The organism is Marinilabilia salmonicolor JCM 21150, from assembly GCF_000259075.1.
Taxonomy (GTDB): Bacteria; Bacteroidota; Bacteroidia; order Bacteroidales; family Marinilabiliaceae; genus Marinilabilia; species Marinilabilia salmonicolor.
The window spans coordinates 203151-222503 of record NZ_AJKI01000011.1 but is presented as its reverse complement, the minus strand read 5'-3'; the positions used below and the strand labels follow the sequence as shown (position 1 = coordinate 222503).

Genomic DNA, 19353 nt, shown 5'->3' with positions numbered 1-19353 from the left:
TTCCGGTTGACTTTTTGTGTTTGTAAGAATCGCTAAAGAGGTAGGGTGTCAGTATCATTTTCGCTTTTATTAAATGTTTTTAACAGGATTGTGCCGTCTAAATGGGCAATCCTTAAAAATATCCACCATTTTACACTAAAAATTTACCTTTTATCATATAAGTACGCCTTTAAAATAAGTTTCTCCTCCCATGGCTTACTGCTTCCTGTTAACTTCGTGCAAGGAATTTTAGGGTTTTTTGATGAATATTGGTTTAGCAATGCTTAGTGTGTCGATTCTTGTGATATGTGTTTGGGAAGAGTAAGATTCTTCTGTTTTAATAAAAAGTTAATGAATCATCAAAATTTCAATCTACTAATCAACAAATTTTATTTCCATGAGAAAAACTAATGTATTTAAAAAGGGAACGATGCTTGCATTGTATCTCTTTCTATCAGTATCCTTTGTTGCTTTTGCCCAAGAGGTGAAAGTAACGGGTACAGTAACGGATCCTGCAGGTGGTCCTTTGCCCGGAGTTAATATAATAGTGCAAGGCACTGTTACAGGAACGATTACCAATGTGGACGGGGTATATTCTATTGAGGTACCTGCTGATGCAAATCTGGTATTTAATTTTATCGGATTCCAATCTGAGGTAATTCCTGTTGGAGGACGCCAAACCATTGATGTTGTTCTTCAGGAGGAGTTAATGTCACTTGATGAGGTTGTGGTTGTTGGTTACGGAACACAGCGACAGGAGGCGGTTACTGGTTCTGTGGCTTCTATGCGGGGTGATGAACTGAGTGAGGTACCTTCTTCCAATGTGTCAGAAGCGCTTCAAGGCAGGGTTGCCGGAGTTCAAATGAGCAGAACATCTACCAAGCCCGGGTCGGAGATGCAAATTCGGATTAGAGGAACTCGTTCTCTTAATGCCAGTAATGATCCTTTGGTTGTATTAGATGGTATCCCATTTGCCGGTTCTATCGGAGATATCAATCCTAATGATATTAAAAGTATTGATATCTTGAAGGATGCTTCCTCAACAGCTATATATGGTTCCAGAGGAGCTAATGGTGTTATTTTGATTACTACCGAAAAAGGACAAAAGGGTCAAAAAGCCACGGTTAACTATCATGGTTATTATGGAGTAAAGAGTCTTTTTGCCGAATACCCCATGATGGATGGACCTGATTTTGTGGCTTTGCGCCAGGCCGCCGGACAATTCACAAATACTGTTGATGAGTTTGATGATGTGAATACAGATTGGCAGGATTTGTTCTATTCTTCGGCAATGGTTACTAGTCACGATTTAAGTGTTTCCGGTGGAACTGAGAAAGCCAGCTACAACTTTGGTGTTGGTTATTATAAGGATGAAGCGGTTATTCCTGGCCAGAATTATGAAAGAATATCCTTCCGGGGAACTCTTGATCAGGAAATAGGTGATTATGTTCGTGTTGGTTTTACCTCGAATAATAATTACTCTGTTTCTAATGGCAACAATATGGGCCTTTATGGGGTTTTGAGCATGTCTCCAATTGCTGATCCTTTCAATGAGGATGGAACAACTCAAAGAACGGTTAATATGCCGCTCGATGAGCAGTGGGTTTATACAGAGGAAACTGTAGATGCCCTTGGAGATGCCTGGATTGATCAGGACAAAGCTTTTGGGTCTTACAATACCTTGTTTGCAGAGGTTGGCATCCCCGGAATTGAGGGACTCAAATACAGAGCTAATCTGGGATTAAATTTCCGTACAAAGAATGAAGGTGAATATACCGGTGAGGGTGTGTTTAGCTCCAATCCGACGACTGAGTCAACAGCAATGGTAGCTAATTCACTGACCACTAATTGGGCTATTGAGAATTTGCTTACCTACGATCGTACTTTTAACGGAAAGCACAATTTGAATGTTGTTGCATTATACTCAGCAGAGGAAACACGCTACAACAAATCACATATGTCTGCTAAAGACATTCCTTCGGATAAATTTCAGTTTTACAATCTTGGACATGCGCAGGGTGAGAAAACCATTGATCCGGACAACCAGGATTATAGCGTAAGTGGGCTGATGTCATGGATGGGACGTGTGATGTATTCCTACCAAAGTAAGTATATGTTGATGGCTACATTTAGGTCTGATGCATCGTCCCGCCTGGCAGAAGGGCAAAAATGGCACTCTTATCCTGCAGTTTCTGCCGGTTGGAATATTTCTGAAGAGTCCTTTATGGATAATGTTTCCTTTGTTAACCGACTAAAGCTTCGTGTTGGTTACGGACAGACATCCAATCAGGCAGTAGATCCTTACAAAACACTTGGTCGTCTGAATCTACGTCCTTATAATTTTGGGAGTGAGTATGCTACTGGTATGTATGTGAGTGAACTGCCCAATGATGAATTAGGATGGGAGTTTTCTGAGACCTGGAACTATGGTATCGATTTTTCTCTTTTGAAACATCGTCTTTCCGGTAGTTTTGAATATTATGTGCAAAACACCAAAGATTTGCTGTTGAGTGTTAATATGCCTGGAACATCCGGGGTGAGCAGTTATATGGCAAATGTAGGGGAGACTCAGAATAAAGGGTTTGAACTTTCTCTTAATGGTGTAATCATTGATGACAGAAATGGTTGGACCTGGGAAGCCGGAGTGAATCTTTACTCTAATAATAATGAGCTCGTTGCACTCTCTTCGGGTCGCGAAGTCGATGAAAGCAACTGGTGGTTTGTAGGACACCCCATCAATGTAATCTATGACTATGAGCGTACCGGTCTTTGGCAGGAAGATGATCCTTACCTGGATATTCTGGAGCCCGGGGGAAATGCAGGTATGATTAAAGTAAAATATGATGGTGAATATAACGACGATGGAACACCTGTCCGTCGTATTGGTTCAGATGATCGTCAGATTATTGAAGTTGATCCCAATTTCCAGGGGGGCTTCAATACAAGAGTCGCTTATAAAAACTTTGATTTCACTGCAATCGGAGCTTTCCAGAATGGAGGGACACTTATAAGTACCTTGTATTCAGCGAATGGATATCTCAATATGTTGAGTGGCCGTAGAGGAAATGTGGATGTTGATTACTGGACACCTCAAAATACAGGTGCACGGTATCCCAAGCCAGGTGGCCTGACCAGCGGTGATAACCCCAAATATGGTAACACTCTGGGTTATTTTGATGCATCCTATCTCAAAGTGCGTGCAATGACTTTGGGCTACAATTTCGATCGTGAAGGGTGGTTGGAAAGAACCGGTCTGAACAATTTGAGAGTATATTTTACAGTTCAGAATCCTTTTGTTCTCTTCTCACCATATCATGATGAGTCGGGTATGGATCCTGAAACCAACTCTTATGCAGATGAGAATGTTGCCGTAACCGATCAGATGCAGGAGCGACTGCTTACTATTGGTACCAACACACCTTCTACCAGAAACTTCTTATTCGGTATTAATTTGACATTTTAAAAAAGCATTATAATGAAATATAAATATATAAAAGGACTATTGGGGATTGCGTTGTTTGCATTTCTTCTTGGGGGATGTTCTGATGTTCTGGAAGAAAATCCCCGAAGCATTTATGAGCCATCTTTCTTTAAAACTGAAAGAGGTGTGGAAAGTGGAGTTACAGCATTGTATTCTCAACTTAGATATGTTTTTGGTCAGGGGTATTTTTACAATGCTACCCTTACAGGAACTGATGAGGTAACCTATGCACAAAGTGCTGATGGAAACTTTAAAGATATGGATTTATCCGGAGCCGGTTCTTTAACATCTACCAGTAGTCGTGCCGATGTGTTGTGGGGGAATGCTTTTTCAAGTATAAATACTGCCAATGGTATTATAGAAAATGCTGAAGAAGTTGGAACGATCTCGGATGCACTTGTTGCTGAGGCCCGTTTTTTCAGAGCATTCAATTATTTTATGCTGGTACAAACTTTTGGTGGTGTGCCTCTGGATTTAGGTGCCGGAGAGTTGGCTTTTAATACTTCAACTTCCAGGTATTCCAAAAGAAATACTGTGCCGGAAGTGTATTCCCGAGTTATTTTTCCCGACTTGGTAGTTGCAGTGGAGAATCTTCCTGACGATCCAAGAGTAACAGGTGGCGTTACCAAGACTGTGGCTCGTCTTTTTCTTTCGAAGGCGTATCTGACTTATGGGTGGTGGTTAGAGAATCCTAAAAACATTCCTACTTATCCGGAAACAAACAGAAATGATCCTGACGGACATGATGCGCAGTGGTATTTTCAGCAGGCTTATGATGTAGCAACTTTCGCCATTGAGAACCCAGGCCCTTACAGCCTTCAGCCTACTTACTACGATGTTAATCTTGCACAAAATGATAGAAACAGTGAGATTTTGCTGTATGCTGATCATACTGAAGAAAGTGAATATTATAACGGAGGTAGTCTGACATACGGAAGTGGAGGTGCTCCGGACAACTTTGCAGTTTGGTTTATGACCTGGAACTACATCAATACCAAAAGTGGTGCTGACCCTGACTGGAATGACAGAATAAGTCCTGTACTACGTGAAGCTTCTCAGCCATTGGGTCGTCCATGGACAAGGATGTGTCCAACAATTGAAGTTGTAACGGAGACTTTTGCTGAGAAAACGCTGGATTCCCGGTTTGACGGAACTTTTACCACAGTATATCGTGCCAACTGGCCTAAAGGTGGAACTGATCTGGATGTTGTTTACAATGCCAATAATATGACTGTTGCTCCGGGAGAACCAATTCTTACTTTTCTAGAAGAGGAGCCTGTTGTCGCTGTGGATTATTCCAATGATCCTTATAAAAGTGATATTGGTGCCGGAGTTGTTCCTGGTAGAGCTGATTATGTGATTCCTCCAAGTGGAATTAGCCGCCTGAGATATCCCGGTCTCTGGAAGCTAGGTGTTTATCGTACCGATAATGATGGTGGACTTGGACAACCCAATGCAGGTAGTACCAGACCTTTTAATATCGCTAAATTCTCTGAATTTTATTTTATTGCAGCTGAAGCTGCCGTGAAGGGCGCTGCTACTGCAGCTGGAATGACTGCGAGAGATCTTATCAATGTGATCCGTGGTCGTGCCGGAAATTGGAGATGGGACAACAATGGAAATGCTCCCAAAATGGACGATTTTAGCCAGGAAATGATGGATGCAACTCCGGCTGATATTGATGTTGAGTATATTCTTGCTGAACGTTCTCGTGAGTATTACGGCGAAGGGTATCGGTGGTATGATTTGGTGCGTACCCAAATGTGGCGTGAGCTTTCTTCAGAATATACCATTGGGTCCGCAGCATTGGATGAACAGGGAAATGAACCTGATGTGTTTACCCGGGACATCCAGGATTTTCATTATCTGCGCCCAATTCCTCAAGGACAACTTGATGCAATGGAAATGGATGAAGCGGAGAAAGCGGATTATCAAAATCCGGGGTATAACTAATTGAAACTGTGAAGCCATATATTAAAGAAAAAACTCATGCAAGTTTTGTTTCCACTCTTCAAGAAGAATATCGAAGATGAAGCTTGTTAAGTAAAAATAAATAGGTTGGCTGCACTTTCTTGTGTGGCCAATCTGTTTTTTGATTAACTGTTCCAGGGAGAGTTAGTTTTATTCTATGCTGTTAACGGATTTTATTGGTAGGTGATAGTTTTTGCTTTTCTATATCATACAGAACTGGCCAATGGGAAATGGAATCATCTGTTAGAAAGGTTTTCGGAAAATTGACGTGTTCAAAGTCTCTCTTTTATTGACCACAAAAGAGATTTTATTGATAATTTCTTTTAGATAATTAATGGTTTGGCGGATAGTTTTTTGAGACTGGATGAATAAAAGATGAAAGTTATGGTTAAACGTTTTATTTCAGGTTTTGTGATTTTGTTGTTGATGGCACCCTATGTCATTGTGGGACAAGAATCTAAAATTCCATACCTGGGTTCCAATGGAGAGACGACTCAATTGATGGTGAATGATGCCCCCTGGCTCATGCTGGGAGGAGAACTTGGGAATTCAAGTGCTTCCGACCTGGGATTTATGGAAAAAATCTGGCCCGACCTGCAGGCAATGAAACTCAATACCGTTCTTGCACCCGTTTATTGGGAACTGGTAGAGCCTGTGGCAGGAGAATTTGATTTTTCTTCGGTGGATCAATTGATAAATCAGGCCCGGAAGTATGATACTAAACTTGTTTTACTCTGGTTCGGGAGTTGGAAGAACAGCATGTCCTGTTACGCTCCTTTGTGGGTAAAAGAGGACTGGGAACGATTTCCGAGAAGTAAAACCAAAGAAAGGAAAGCATTGGAAATACTGACCCCTTTTTCCAGGAATAATCTTGAAGCTGACAAAAGGGCTTTTGTGAAGCTGATGGAGTTTTTAAAAGAAAGAGACAGGGATCAGAACACAGTGATCATGGTGCAGGTGGAGAATGAGATAGGTATGATTCCACAGGCCCGTGATTATCATTCCGAGGCCAACAAGGCTTTTAATCAAGATGTCCCCGAAGAATTAATTGTTCTTCTGAAGGAGGATAATCCGAAAACACAGGAACACCTTTCTCAGATGTGGGAATCTAATGGTAAAAGGGAGACTGGTGACTGGGAGGAAGTTTTTGGTGAAAGCCTTTATACTGATGAACTGTTTATGGCATGGCATTTTGCCAAATATGCCGGGGAGATAACACAAGCAGGAAAGGACGTTTATCCTTTGCCCATGTATGTAAATGCAGCCTTGAATTCCAGAGGGAGGAAACCGGGCGAATATCCGTCAGCCGGTCCGTTGGCTCATCTTATTGATGTTTGGAAACTGGGAGCTCCTGCCATTGATGTTTATGCACTTGATATTTATGATTCCGGGTTCAATCATTGGTGCAATCTTTATCATTTACCCAATAATCCATTGTTTATTCCTGAAATCAGAAATGAGCCAGGCAATCATGCCCGGGTGTTTTATGCATTCGGAGAACATGCTGCATTGGGTTTCAGTCCATTTTCAATTGAAGATACACCCGATCCCACGAATGCCCCGTTAACCAGGAGCTACGAAGTTCTCCATCAGCTAATGCCCCTTCTGGCTGAAAAGCAGGGAGAACAGACTGCCGGGGTCTGGTTCAATAATGAACGACGGGATACTTCCTTCGTGATGGGGAACTATAGGTTTCATTTTAAACATGATTATACCCTTGGTTGGAGTCCGGCTGCAAAAGATGGATCGGAATGGCCCGAAACCGGCGGGTTGATAATTTACATGGGGGAGGATGAATTTATTATCGCAGGAACAGGTGTTGTAGTGACTTTTGAAAGTCTGGACGAAAAGTCAGTTGCCGGAATAGGAGAGATAGACCAGATTGAGAAGACCGGGGGAGACTGGATGCGGAAGTTCAGGATGAATGGAGATCAGAGTCATCAGGGACGGCATTTGCGCATTCCTGTTGATGAGTTTGATATACAGCGGATTCAATTGTATGAATATAAATGATTCAAAATAAACAGATATGAGAGGAAAGATTTTATTATTGTTTTTTCTGGTTTTTTCAATGCCGGGATTGATGATGGCCGAATCAGGTGAAAACTTATGGCTGAGATATGAGAAGGTATCAAATAAAGTTCTTGATGAATATTCAGGACTGAAGAAAATTTATGTGGAAGAAAGTAGTCCTGTGATTGAAGTGGCACAAAATGAATTGATGAAAGCGATCAAAGCCATGACATCGGTGGATGCAGTCGTCAATAAGAAGTTAGCAGGAAGTTCTATTCTTATGGGTGTTGGACTCGATGAAAAAATAAACATTCAGGGGTTGAAAGACCGTTTGAAGAACTGTGGTCCGGAAGGGTATGTTATCCAAACGATCGGAACGGGAAGCGATGCGCAGGTGGTGATTACAGCCAATAGTGATGCCGGTGTGTTGTATGGAACGTTTGCCTTTATTCGCATGTTGCAAAGTGAGGAAGATATTGCCGCTATTAATATTGTTGAATCTCCGAAGTATGAACTCCGATTACTTAATCATTGGGATAACCTTAACGGAACAGTTGAACGCGGATATGCCGGGCATTCCATCTGGTGGAACAGAGAGAAAATTTTTAAAGTCCTGAAAGAGCATTACCAAACTTATGCGCGGGCCAACGCCTCGATAGGAATCAATGGTACGGTTCTAAATAATGTAAATGCTGCTCCCGAAGTTTTAACTGATGAATATCTGGAGCAGGTTGTTCGGTTTGCCAATCTATTGCGCCCCTACAATATTAAAGTTTACCTGTCTGTAAATTTTTCTTCCCCGGCTGTAATTGGAGGTCTGGAAGATTCAGATCCGTTAAGAGACGAAGTTCGGGAATGGTGGAAAGATAAAGTGGAGGAAATCTATGAAGAGATACCTGATTTTGGAGGTTTCCTTGTGAAGGCCAACTCAGAAGGTCAGCCAGGTCCGCAGGATTATGGCCGTACCCATGCTGATGGCGCCAATATGTTGGCCGAAGCTTTGGAGCCCTATAACGGAATAGTAATGTGGCGGGCTTTTGTTTATGCACCATCCGGAGACGACCGTGCCAAGCAAGCCTACACTGAATTTGTGCCATTGGATGGCAAGTTTCATGAGAATGTTATTGTTCAGGTGAAAAACGGTCCTGTCGACTTTCAACCCAGAGAGCCCTTTAGCCCTGTATTTGGAGCCATGGAGGAGACTTCTCTGATGATTGAATTCCAGATAACCCAGGAATACCTGGGCTTCTCTAATCATTTGGCTTACTTGCCTACGATGCAAAAGGAGACTTTTGAAAGCGATACTTATGTCAAAGGGCCGGGTTCAACTGTTGCCAAAGCTACGGATGGTTCTTTGTTTAATCAGAAACATACCGCTATTGCCGGAGTGGCTAACATTGGTCGCGATACCAACTGGACAGGGCATCATTTTGCACAAGCCAACTGGTATGCTTATGGGCGACTGGCCTGGGATCATACATTAAGGGCCGATGAAATTGGTCAGGAATGGTTGAAAATGACTTTCTCCAATGATTCTGCTTTTATTGATCCTACTCTGAATATCATGATGCGCTCACGTGAGGCTGTGGTCAATTATATGACACCACTCGGGCTTCACCACCTGATGGGATGGAGCCACCATCATGGTCCCGAACCGTGGACTGAGATTGAAGGGGCACGTCCCGACTGGTTGCCTAAATACTACCACAATGCTTCGGAATCCGGAATTGGGTTTGACCGCTCAGAGAGTGGTAGTAATGCGGTTGAGCAATATGAGGAGCCACTGGCATCTATGTACAACAATCCCAAAACATGTCCGGAAAACCTGATCCTCTGGTTTCATCACCTTCCATGGGATTATACCATGAGTTCAGGCCTGTCGTTGTGGGACGAACTTTGCTACCATTATTATGACGGCGTGGAGGAAGTGCGATTGATGCAGAAAAAATGGGATCGGATGCAGGGAATGATTGATGAAGAACGTTTCGAGCATGTGAGACATAAACTGAAAATACAGTCCCGCGAGGCGGAATGGTGGAGAGATGCTTGTTTGCTCTATTTTCAGACTTTTTCAAAGATGCCTATTCCTGCAGAACTTGAGCGACCGGTTCACGATTTGGATGAATTGAAGAAAATCAAATTCGACATGACACATCATAATTAATTCGGAAAATATTTTCCGGATCCCACAACTAAAAAAACGCTGTTATGCACAAATTCAGGATTTTTATACTGCTGCCACTCTTTATTTTGGTTAGCTCGTGCGGTACTCATGAGACTGTAAAAAAAGGAGCTTTTTTTCATTGGTTTGAATACCGGGGGACCGACAAGTTTTATGATGAAAATCAACTCGGGGAAATGGAGTATTTTAACCCTGTTTTAAGTGGGTTCTATCCCGATCCTTCTGTTTGTAAGAAAGGAGAGGACTATTATTTGGTAAATTCTACTTTTTCCTTCTTTCCCGGGGTTCCTGTTTTTCACAGTACCGATCTGGTGAATTGGAAACAGATAGGTCATGTGTTGGACAGATCATCGCAGCTGAACATTACGAACCAGGAAATTTCGGAAGGCATTTTTGCACCTGCAATTAGTTATAATCCCCACAATGATACCTTCTACATGGTTACTACATTTGTTGGAGGAAAAGGCAATTTCCTGGTCAAAGCAAAAGATCCGGCAGGTTCTTGGAGTGACCCTGTTTTTATTTCGGAGGTCCCAGGTATCGACCCTTCATTATTCTTTGATGATGACGGCAGGGCATGGATTGTAAATAACGGCGATCCTGAGGGTGATCCTGTTTACCCGGGACACAAAGCAATCTGGATTCAGGAGTACGATCTGGAAAAGGACGAAATGACCGGTCCGAGAAAAATGATTGTTGATGGAGGACACGACATCTCCAAAAAGCCCATCTGGATTGAAGGACCTCACATTTATAAAGTGAATGGCTACTACTATCTGATGGCTGCCGAAGGCGGAACAGCAGAAAATCATTCTGAGGTTATTTTTCGAAGTCGTAATGTAACAGGACCATATGAGGCTTTCGTGAATAATCCGATTCTTACGCAAAGAAATCTTCCAAACGAAAGGGAAAATCCTGTTACTTCGACCGGACATGCCGATTTGATTAAGTACGTAGACGGAAGTTGGTGGGCCGTTTTTCTGGGGTGCCGGCCATACCTTGAGAATCACTACAATACCGGTCGGGAGACTTTTCTGCTGCCTGTAAAATGGCAGGACGGATGGCCTGTTATTCTTGAACCCGGGAAGGAGGTTCCGCTGAAAGGGGAATCTGGACATCAGTTGAACGGAAAACAGGAGAGGGATTTTTTTCCATCGGGAAACTTCACTGTCAGAGATGATTTTGATACAGATTCTCTGGAATTTTATTGGAACTTTATTCGCACTCCTAAAAAGAAATGGTACGAACTGGACAATGGAAGTCTGAGATTGGATTTCAGGGCCGTTACAATGAGAGAGAAGAAGAATCCTTCATTTATCGGTAGAAGACAACAACATAAGAACTTTTCAGTAACGACGGAAGTAAAGGTTGTGTCTCAAAATGTTGGTGATCGTGCCGGGTTGGCTTGTTTTAGGACAGAAGCCAATAACTATTTTCTTGGGGTCGGTATAGAGCATGGTGAACTCGTTGCGTTTGTGGAAAAAACCACTGTCAGGCAGGGAACTCCCGAGAAAAAACGTCTGGCTATGAAAAAGACAGGGCTCGGGGCCCATAATTCTGTCTTTCTGCGTGTTGAGGGGGAGGGAGAATTTCTTAATTTCTCTATTTCGGAAGATAAGCAGAATTGGGATGTGCTGGCCGAAGGCCAGGATGCAACCTATCTGAGTACTGCTAACGCAGGTGGCTTTGTGGGTACTTATATCGGGATGTATTCGGAAGGAAATGAATAGCTTTAAGTGTTTGAAATAAAATGAGAGGGCTTTCCTGAATTGGAGGCCCTCTCTTTTTTGATAACGTTGTTACTGGTTGTTTGTAATTTAGTCCTTTAAAGTATAACTCTGTCTTTGATTAACTTCTCTAACTACATCCTCCCTGTACCCGGATAACTTTTTTCTGAACGGGTTTCTCCCGGGAAGCCAGATTTGCTTCAATTTCTTTCATCTTTTCGGCTGCCCTGCGTCTGAATAGTGCCACGGTTTGTTCCGATTTTGTGGGGTTCTCCGGTATATTGATTTCACCGTAAAAAGTGTTTCTGAAATTCTCGGCAGTCACATCAAGTGCCAAGCTGGTCGTATTTCCGTGATATCGGGCAATCAGACAGGCCTTTTTTGCCTGTGCCGGAGAGGCTCCATAGAAAACGTTTGTCTGTATGCGTTGATTGAGTAACTCCCGGTAGGCTGTGCTGTGCAAATCGTCCAACGGAATGTTGATGGCTGTGGCAATATGAAATTCTTCATATTCTTCGGGCGACCGAACGTCAATTACATTATAATGATAATAATTGTTCATGAGTTCAAACGCCAGCTTGTCCGCATCAATCAAATCTGGTTTGCATTCTCCTGCTGCTGCCCGTGCTTCCAGTTTTTCCATGGTAAATTCCTTCCTCGAAGGAGTAAACATTATCAAAAGAACCACGGCGAGGGGGATGGCTGCGGCAATGGTCTTTTTTTTCCAGTTACCACTCAGGATATGTACCGGCTTTTTGTTGACTTTATCTTCAATCATGCCTGTTGCCACAAAAGCGAAGATGGCTACTGCTGTCAGAATCAATGCAAAGGTGATTCTCTCAATGCCAAGTACTTCGTAAAAGAGTAACGGCCCCTGGTTTCCGGCCAGGTAAAAATCTTCCAATAGGGGGAATACTTCTCCAAAAGCGAAGATGCCAATGGTGGCTCCTCCAATAAATGCCCAGCCATCCAGCTTTCCTATGGCTGCTGCCGCCGCGCTTGTACCGGGACAAAAGCCACCGATAATGAATCCGGCTCCCATAATAATTCCGCCCGTGATGGCAGAAGGGAGAAACGTCGGGTTCACAAAAATGATTTCCGTATTGAGCATCTCCAGGTGCGAGAGCATTACTACTCCGATCATTGCAGTAACGCCAGCTGTGAAGAATACTTTTAATACGGTAAAATCGTATCCGTAGAACAGCCCTACCAATTTACGTGTACTCGAAAATCCTGCCTGTTCCAGGGCAAATCCGAACCCCAGGCCCACAATTAGGGCTACGAGATAATTATATTCGGGGGATATTATTTCAGGTATTAATGGTGCCATTTTTTACAATTTATCGGGTTATCCATAATTTTCTGAAGAACCATGCCAAAGCATAGGCGCCGCCAAAGATCGCTAACATAGTGATGATGCCACCAAACGACATCACTGCCATTCCGCTGAGGGCTGATCCACTGGTGCAGCCTCGTCCCAACTGACTTCCGAAACCAAATAGCATTCCGCCAATAATAGCTCCGATAATTCTGGTGGTATTGGTTACACCGGGACCTTTTTCCAATTTAAGCCCCAACCGGCCTGACAGTGCTCCACTTAGGAAAGCCCCGATCAAAACTCCCAGCATCTCAAATACCAACCATGATTTCATGGGGCCATCCGGATGATCTGCCGCATAATCCTGATAATAGGCGGTGGATTCGTAATGCTCAGGGGCAGCGGCCTTGACAGAGGTTACTGCCACACTTTTCATTGCTCCGCTGGCACCCAGCCCCCGTCCCGTTATGTAAATGGTCGCCAACAATACAAACCCCAGGAGAATACCTGCCAGATAAGGGTTCATGAATTTGTTCTTTCGGTCCATGTTATTCGTCTTTTTTGTTTTCGTCCTTTAACTCTTGTTCCGAATCATCTTCTAAGTCTTCGTAGCCTGTGAGCATGGCCCTGATATTTGAGGTGGGCGTATGTCCTGTAGTTGTCATATAAATATGCACGATTGCAAACATAATGATCAGATAAGCTCCTAAAGTGTGCAAAAAAGCAACAACTTCCAGCGGAATATCGCTTACAATGACCATGTTGTTGGCATCAATGGTGCGATAGAACATATAAACAATACCGGTGATTACCAGTAATGGTGCCATCACAAGCTTAAATCCCAGATAGGTCAGGGCCTGTAGTGGATTCAGCTTTTTATGCACTGACTTTCGTGTTGGGTGTGGTTCTCCTTTAAAAATGCCCAATGTATAGTAACGAAGCTGTGCCTGCAACTTTGAGAAAGTCGGTATGTATTGCCTCCATTCACCGGTGGTGAAATGCCAGAATATGGAGAATGCTATGAGAATCAACAGCATCCAGGCAGCCACCCGATGTGACTCAACGGCTTGCTCATAGCCCAGAAATGAAAAGCTTCCATGTACTTCGAAGCCTGTTATGGCCAGGAAGAAAATGAGGGCGGCCTGGGTCCAGTGCCAGAACCGCTCGAATTTTTTATAGATATATACTTTTTGCATAATCTTCTGTCGCTTATTGATTGTAATTGGTGTTGATCTCTTCAGATTCTATCTCTTTGTTTTTTATGGCGGCAACGATTCTTCCCAGTCCGTGAAGAATGACCCCTGCCATGGCAGCAATAATCAGTAGTTTGCCAATGAAATCGAGACCTGCATGTGAATCTCTTCCGGGCATATAGAAATCATTTAGCCCGGCCAGACGGCTGTCGTCTCTGCGATGACATTCTTCGCAGGACAATGCATCTTCTTTGGGAGCCACCATATGGTTGACAGGCCAGTACATCTCGGTATTGACGAATTCATGTTTGCCACTGTATGGAAGGCCTACTCTTTTCATTCCGGCTTCTGCTGCCAGTTTCCAGTCAAAGTCTTTCCAGTATGCACTGTCTCCTTCTTCGGCAGCCCAAAGTTTTGGCTGAATCAGGAGGTTGGTTTCCGGATCATAAATCTGGTCGCCACGATGGACTTTTACTGGGTAGATTTTAGAGCGGTTATCATCAGCTGAACCCAGGAGTTGATTTACCTGAATAGGGATGCTGTCAACCTGGTCGCCCAGGACATAATGGGTTGCATGGCCATTGAACCAGTAATATTCGGGTGCCACGTCTTTTTCCCAGCGGAATGATCCTTTAATGGAAAGATAGGTTTCCACCCCTGAGGTATCTGTTTCATGGATTGGTTTTCCTTCTACAAGACGGCCTGCGTCAGACCATCTCCACTCCATTTTTGTGGGATTTTCTTTGGCATAAGTGGGGATATGACAAGTCTGACAGGCTACCCGTGCTGTGTGCAAATCCAGATTCCGATCCATGTGGGGAGTGCTGGTGTGACAGTGATCGCAGGTCAAACGATTCTCATCGCTGGAGGAAACAGAATAGAGTTTTCCTTTCATGTTATGATTCTCTGCCGAGTGACAGTCCACACATGTCATGTTCATCCCGTTGGCTGCCATATGTACATCCACCTCCCGGGTTGTTGACAGAAGGGCTTCTTCCAGATCTCCGTGTTTTACGTTGTTTCCTCCACCACTGTAGAAGTGACAGGCACCGCAGTTCATTCTCTGAGGGCGGCCTACACTTTGGGCTACTCGGGCCAGGTTGACTGACCGGTCAGGGTATCCTGCCATAGACGAGCCCTTGTGGTACTCTTCGCTATTATCGTGACAAACCATGCAGTCTACATTTCTGGCGTTGTCAAAATCGAACCGGTCGTTTGTCATCCCAAAACCAATATGGCAGGCAGCACACGATTGCTCATTGGAACTGGCCCCTATGCAGTAGTTGTTTAATACATTGCTTTTTCCCATACTTGCGATTCCGCGATCTTCAACATATGAAATACGCTCCCAGTTCCAGTGGCTGGAGGCTATCACTTCTTTATGTCGCTGGTTGTGACACTCAATACAGGCTTCCGTAACTTCCTGTGGTGAATTGAAATCCTTTTGAAGTTCTTCAAAAAGGGTGTGGTCCACCGATGGCGTTGGCTTGATAGCATACTCTTGTTTCAGCTTCAGCTCGCCCAGGTTTGGAAGTGGCGGGTCGTAAGCTATGTGAATCAGAATCAGGATTCCGATGGATGACAAAATGATGGAAAAAACGACCTTCTTCATATTTTGTTTGTTGTTGGTTGAACTATTTTTTGTTACGTATGGTTGTTAATAAAAGTTTATTCTGTGGCTGTCTGCATTACAGAAAAATAATGAACTGTGGTATTTGCTCCGTTTTTTTCATTTCTATGTGCAAGTGCCTGTTTGAGATCTCGAATTTAGGGATGAATTCAGATATATAAAAATACAAATATTTGTAATTAGTAATTTGTAACAAGATTGTTTCTAAATAGGGCCTGCTGAAATAGTCAAAAGAGCAGAATTTACAAGCCGATCCAATCGAAGGAGTATTGAAATACTTCCAGTTTGGAGCGGTGAAGAAATTTTGTTTTTTTGATTAGCCGTTTTTTTATATACAAGTTCAAAGGAATAAGAGTGTGCTGTGAAATAACCTTGTACCTATTTACTCGTTGTTATGCTTTAAGAGGTCAATAACAAAAGAAATATGCGTTTTGCAGCATATCCTAAATAAGTAAGGGATGTCGTGCGACAGGGGAAATCAACAGATTAATTTTTTGGAATTGGATAGTTGGTTTTGTAGGTTTGCTTATGTTGTTAAATAATAATGATTTAAGAATTTTTGTTCGGTTTTTTTTAATCAGATGAGGGCGATTTTCCGAATGAATGATTTTTTTCAGCCCTCTGTAAAACAGGTAATAATATGAGTTTCAAAAAACAATTTGTAAGTTTATTTTTGACGGGAATTTTTTTGCTAGGTGGAACTGTTGCTGCCCAGAATCAGATGATGATGCAACAACAGGGGCAGCAGACACAAAAAAGTTATTCTGATGAGGAGGTTGATTTGTTTGCTGATGTAGTGGTGAAAGTAGTGCCGGTACAGCAGGATGCAGAAAAGAAAATGATGAAAGAAATTGAAGAAGGAGGAATGAAACTGGACAACTTTAATCAGATTGCCCGCCAGATGCAGCAGGGGCAGCAGCCGGAAGGTGTTGAAGAAGCTGATATGAAAAAGTTCCAGAGTATCTCTCAACAATTGCAGGCAATCCAGATGGAAACCCAGCAAAAAATGAATGAAATTATCTCAAATGCCGGAATCAGCCCTGCTTTGTATCAGGAGATGATTGCTGCTTACAGTACCAATCCTGATGTGAAGAAAAAGGTGGATGAGAAATTAGCAGATCAACAACAGCAATAAGAAATTCTGACTTTTATCGAGAGATGTCGCTTGGATTTCTTATGATTAAGAGCAAAAAGCGCTTTCGGGGCTTCCCGAAAGCGCTTTTTTGTTTTATTGGTTCGTTTAATTCGCGTAATTCGTGGATCAAAAAGGCAAGAAATGGCTTAAGCCATTTTTGTATTTAGTAACACCTTTGTAAACTTTTGAGGTACGTATTGGTATGATGTGCTTATTTTGTAAATTTCAGACAAGCCTCAACCCCTGTTTTATCTGTTGCCTGGTGAGTAATTGAGCAATAGAAATTATCTCCGTTTGTCGCCCATTTGAGAAGCGCCGTTTCGTTGTATTTAAATTCATTTGTAAAGTGGATATTCAGAGAACTGAGTGATTTGTCTGATTGGAAACCGATGGTATCCATTATCCATTCCACATATCGGGTGTTATTGACATGTTGATTGATGTCCAGATCGGAATAAGCAACTTTCCTCTCTGTTTTAGATTGTTGATCTCCCTCACAGGTGAACGGTTCGGGGAAACTGCTGATAGCCTCTCTTTCAGGAGTGAAATCAATGTTTCCCAGTCTCTCTGTTGGTCTCACCGGTCGTTTTCGCAGATAATCCACCATAATCCAGGCAGAAGTGGCCCGAATGATGACTTTCCCCGAACTATCCGAAACTATGAAATCTCTGGTGGTGTAAAGTTTTTGGGTTCCCCGGGGCCAGGTTTCTACGGTGATTTTTTCCTCCATTCGCGGCCATCGGTCAGCTTCAATTTGCAAATGCGTAAGGGCCCAAAAGACCTTTTCTTTCATCAGGTCGGAAAAACCAACACCTAATTCATCTGCATGATGAGCGGCCACCTCCTGAAAATGGCGCATCAGTGCTGCTGCTTCCAGACGACCTGAAGCACCTACATCAAAAGAAGATACAGTAATCTGTTCTTTCCATATTTTTGAGGGCATAAGGTTGTCTATTTTAAGGGTTTTTTAATTTTTAGAAGGACATCATCAGCAATTTCCACACATCGACGGCATGAAGCCTTGTTTTCTTTTCTGATAGATCTGCAAAACGGACTTCCGGTTTGCTGACTGAATTTTTCAATAAGTTCATCCCATGCTTCCGGATACTTTTTTAGTAAATATAAAGCTCCATGCAGGGCTCCGCAGTGACCTTCCGGTGCACGACCTGATCCCATCTTCCTCATGGACTGAATCTCTTCTTCGCTGCCGCCAAAATGTTTCACCATGGCCTGGGCACAGTTGTATCCGTAATCCGGATGGTGGTAATACCAGGCGGCATTCCGGGATTTAGCCTTTACAGAAACATCTCGCACCATAGATTGAATATTTTTACTTTATCCTCACCGAATTTTTGAAGGGCCTTCCTTACCTGATCCGGACTTTTTTCTTTTTTCAGGTCTTTTCCTTTGCTATAAAAAGTATCAGCAAAACAGATGATTTGCTCTTCAATACTACGAGGCACCATGTCTCTTTGAGGTAAGGGCAACTGCTGCTTTTTGATCTCCTTTACGGTCAGTCCGGTTCCGGTGTGCCTCTCACAAACCAGCGCATGTCTGGGAAGCCCTTCTTTCTCAAGTATTTCACGGCCCAGGTAACCATGGCAGATGTATGGGTATTGCCCGTGACAACCAATGGATGGCGCATCGGTCAGGAAAATTCCGATGTCATGGAGCATCGAAGCTTCTTCGATAAATGAATCATCCGCATGAAGTTCCGGATGATTGGATGCTATTCTCAGGCATTTGTCCCGAACCAGTTGGCTGTGAATAATCAGCAATTCATGTGCCGGGTGAATGGTAGAATAGTATTTGTCAAAAATCTGAAGAATAGCGTCTTTTTTCCCCTCCATCTTTTTCCTTCCGGTTTTTTTGTGTTGAGCCCTTTTTACTTACTTTTCGTAAATGACTGTTTTGAAGACAAGCATAACGTAGCAACTGTCGTTTTCTTGCAAGTACTACTTAGTCTCTGTCCATAAAGTACCATTTACTGCGTTACGCTTGTCCGGAAAGTACTCATTTACGAAAAGTAAACTCCGTATTTTCGGACTTCGCAAGCCTTGTAACTGGTACTTTCTGAACAGACACAGCTCCAGCCAGAAACTTTCCTGACTTTATAGACGGGCACTACTTATGTCTTTCCTGAAGAATTTTCACAACATCCTCGATGCGGTAATTCTTGGCAGTAAGCAATACCAAAGTGTGATAAGTAAGATCAGCTACCTCATTAAGAAAGAGATCATCGTTGTTGTCTTTGGCTTCAATGACAGTCTCCACAGCTTCTTCACCAACTTTTTGGGCTATTTTATTGATGCCTTTTTCAAACAGAGATGTGGTGTAAGAGCCTTCGGGCATGTCCTGCAGACGTTTGTCAATCAAATCCTGCAGGTGAACCAGGAAATCAATGTTGCCCTTGTTTTCTTCAGCAAAGCAGGTGTCGGTTCCCAGGTGACAAACAGGTCCAACAGGATTGGCTTTGATGAGGATGGTATCGTTGTCGCAATCGGGGGTGACGGAAACCACATTCAGGAAGTTGCCCGATTCCTCGCCTTTGGTCCAGAGGCGGTTTTTTGTACGACTAAAGAAAGTTACTTTGCCTTCCTTTTGCGTTTTCGCAAATGCCTCTTCATTCATAAATCCGAGCATCAGTACCACATTGGTCTGAGCATCCTGTACGATGGCGGGAATAAGTCCGTTCCCAAGTTTTGAAAAATCTAATTGCATGAT

Annotated in this window: 14 protein-coding genes; 6 read left to right on the top strand and 8 right to left on the bottom strand. The window is 43.0% G+C overall.

Going from position 1 to position 19353, the window contains the following annotated elements:
* The first annotated feature begins 376 nt into the window (after positions 1-376).
* The 5 genes from W7W_RS0108065 to W7W_RS21905 all read left to right on the top strand — a co-directional run bounded on the left by W7W_RS0108065 (position 377) and on the right by W7W_RS21905 (position 11356).
* Positions 377-3442 (top strand): SusC/RagA family TonB-linked outer membrane protein, encoded by a 3066-nt coding sequence (locus tag W7W_RS0108065; protein WP_029510481.1) that lies wholly within the window; start codon positions 377-379, stop codon positions 3440-3442.
* 12 nt (positions 3443-3454) lie between these two features.
* Positions 3455-5413: a RagB/SusD family nutrient uptake outer membrane protein gene (locus W7W_RS0108060; RefSeq protein WP_010663291.1), complete on the top strand. Its 1959-nt coding sequence runs from the start codon at positions 3455-3457 to the stop codon at positions 5411-5413.
* Positions 5414-5815: 402 nt separating this feature from the next.
* Positions 5816-7444: a GH35 family beta-galactosidase gene (locus tag W7W_RS0108055; RefSeq protein ID WP_010663290.1), complete on the top strand. Its 1629-nt coding sequence runs from the start codon at positions 5816-5818 to the stop codon at positions 7442-7444.
* Between the two features lie 16 nt (positions 7445-7460).
* Positions 7461-9608, top strand: coding sequence for an alpha-glucuronidase family glycosyl hydrolase (locus tag W7W_RS0108050; RefSeq protein WP_010663289.1), 2148 nt, complete (start codon positions 7461-7463; stop codon positions 9606-9608).
* 44 nt (positions 9609-9652) lie between these two features.
* Complete coding sequence (locus tag W7W_RS21905; protein WP_010663288.1) at positions 9653-11356, top strand: glycoside hydrolase family 43 protein; 1704 nt, start codon at positions 9653-9655, stop codon at positions 11354-11356.
* Positions 11357-11483: 127 nt separating this feature from the next.
* On the opposite strand, the gene W7W_RS0108040 is transcribed toward W7W_RS21905, so the two are convergent.
* Genes W7W_RS0108040 through W7W_RS0108025 form a run of 4 tightly spaced genes read right to left on the bottom strand, consistent with a single transcriptional unit; the run spans position 11484 to position 15476 of the window.
* Positions 11484-12683, bottom strand: coding sequence for a YeeE/YedE thiosulfate transporter family protein (locus tag W7W_RS0108040; protein WP_010663287.1), 1200 nt, complete (start codon positions 12681-12683; stop codon positions 11484-11486).
* A 10-nt stretch (positions 12684-12693) separates the two neighbouring features.
* The gene (locus W7W_RS0108035) at positions 12694-13218 is read right to left on the bottom strand and encodes a YeeE/YedE thiosulfate transporter family protein (RefSeq protein WP_010663286.1); all 525 of its coding nucleotides are present in this window, start codon (positions 13216-13218) and stop codon (positions 12694-12696) included.
* A 1-nt stretch (position 13219) separates the two neighbouring features.
* Positions 13220-13867: a cytochrome b/b6 domain-containing protein gene (locus tag W7W_RS0108030; protein ID WP_010663285.1), complete on the bottom strand. Its 648-nt coding sequence runs from the start codon at positions 13865-13867 to the stop codon at positions 13220-13222.
* A gap of 13 nt (positions 13868-13880) precedes the next feature.
* Positions 13881-15476, bottom strand: a complete 1596-nt coding sequence (locus W7W_RS0108025; protein WP_010663284.1) for a tetrathionate reductase family octaheme c-type cytochrome — start codon at positions 15474-15476, stop codon at positions 13881-13883.
* A 658-nt stretch (positions 15477-16134) separates the two neighbouring features.
* Between W7W_RS0108025 and W7W_RS0108020 the strand changes: the two genes are divergently transcribed.
* Positions 16135-16629, top strand: coding sequence for a DUF4168 domain-containing protein (locus tag W7W_RS0108020; RefSeq protein WP_010663283.1), 495 nt, complete (start codon positions 16135-16137; stop codon positions 16627-16629).
* Between the two features lie 211 nt (positions 16630-16840).
* On the opposite strand, the gene W7W_RS0108015 is transcribed toward W7W_RS0108020, so the two are convergent.
* The 4 genes from W7W_RS0108015 to hisIE form a co-directional block, all read right to left on the bottom strand.
* Positions 16841-17572 (bottom strand): acyl-[acyl-carrier-protein] thioesterase, encoded by a 732-nt coding sequence (locus W7W_RS0108015; RefSeq protein ID WP_010663282.1) that lies wholly within the window; start codon positions 17570-17572, stop codon positions 16841-16843.
* An 8-nt stretch (positions 17573-17580) separates the two neighbouring features.
* Positions 17581-17946, bottom strand: coding sequence for a C-GCAxxG-C-C family (seleno)protein (locus W7W_RS21900; protein ID WP_010663281.1), 366 nt, complete (start codon positions 17944-17946; stop codon positions 17581-17583).
* The gene (locus W7W_RS0108005; RefSeq protein ID WP_010663280.1) at positions 17925-18479 is read right to left on the bottom strand and encodes a phosphohydrolase; all 555 of its coding nucleotides are present in this window, start codon (positions 18477-18479) and stop codon (positions 17925-17927) included. The genes W7W_RS21900 and W7W_RS0108005 overlap by 22 nt, the downstream gene beginning before the upstream one ends.
* Positions 18480-18753: 274 nt before the next feature.
* Entirely contained in the window at positions 18754-19350 is a 597-nt protein-coding gene (gene hisIE, locus W7W_RS0108000) for a bifunctional phosphoribosyl-AMP cyclohydrolase/phosphoribosyl-ATP diphosphatase HisIE (RefSeq protein ID WP_010663279.1), read from the bottom strand.
* Positions 19351-19353: the final 3 nt, after the last annotated feature.

Bases quoted from the DNA above. Each gene is read 5' to 3' on its own strand.
- W7W_RS0108025 (WP_010663284.1), bottom strand. From the start codon at position 15,476: ATGAAGAAGGTCGTTTTTTCCATCATTTTGTCATCCATCGGAATCCTG.
- W7W_RS0108035 (WP_010663286.1), bottom strand. From the start codon at position 13,218: ATGGACCGAAAGAACAAATTCATGAACCCTTATCTGGCAGGTATTCTC.
- W7W_RS0108015 (WP_010663282.1), bottom strand. From the start codon at position 17,572: ATGCCCTCAAAAATATGGAAAGAACAGATTACTGTATCTTCTTTTGAT.
- W7W_RS21905 (WP_010663288.1), top strand. From the start codon at position 9,653: ATGCACAAATTCAGGATTTTTATACTGCTGCCACTCTTTATTTTGGTT.
- hisIE (WP_010663279.1), bottom strand. From the start codon at position 19,350: ATGCAATTAGATTTTTCAAAACTTGGGAACGGACTTATTCCCGCCATC.
- W7W_RS0108065 (WP_029510481.1), top strand. From the start codon at position 377: ATGAGAAAAACTAATGTATTTAAAAAGGGAACGATGCTTGCATTGTAT.
- W7W_RS0108055 (WP_010663290.1), top strand. From the start codon at position 5,816: ATGGTTAAACGTTTTATTTCAGGTTTTGTGATTTTGTTGTTGATGGCA.
- W7W_RS0108030 (WP_010663285.1), bottom strand. From the start codon at position 13,867: ATGCAAAAAGTATATATCTATAAAAAATTCGAGCGGTTCTGGCACTGG.
- W7W_RS0108005 (WP_010663280.1), bottom strand. From the start codon at position 18,479: ATGGAGGGGAAAAAAGACGCTATTCTTCAGATTTTTGACAAATACTAT.
- W7W_RS0108020 (WP_010663283.1), top strand. From the start codon at position 16,135: ATGAGTTTCAAAAAACAATTTGTAAGTTTATTTTTGACGGGAATTTTT.
- W7W_RS0108050 (WP_010663289.1), top strand. From the start codon at position 7,461: ATGAGAGGAAAGATTTTATTATTGTTTTTTCTGGTTTTTTCAATGCCG.
- W7W_RS0108060 (WP_010663291.1), top strand. From the start codon at position 3,455: ATGAAATATAAATATATAAAAGGACTATTGGGGATTGCGTTGTTTGCA.
- W7W_RS21900 (WP_010663281.1), bottom strand. From the start codon at position 17,946: ATGGTGCGAGATGTTTCTGTAAAGGCTAAATCCCGGAATGCCGCCTGG.
- W7W_RS0108040 (WP_010663287.1), bottom strand. From the start codon at position 12,683: ATGGCACCATTAATACCTGAAATAATATCCCCCGAATATAATTATCTC.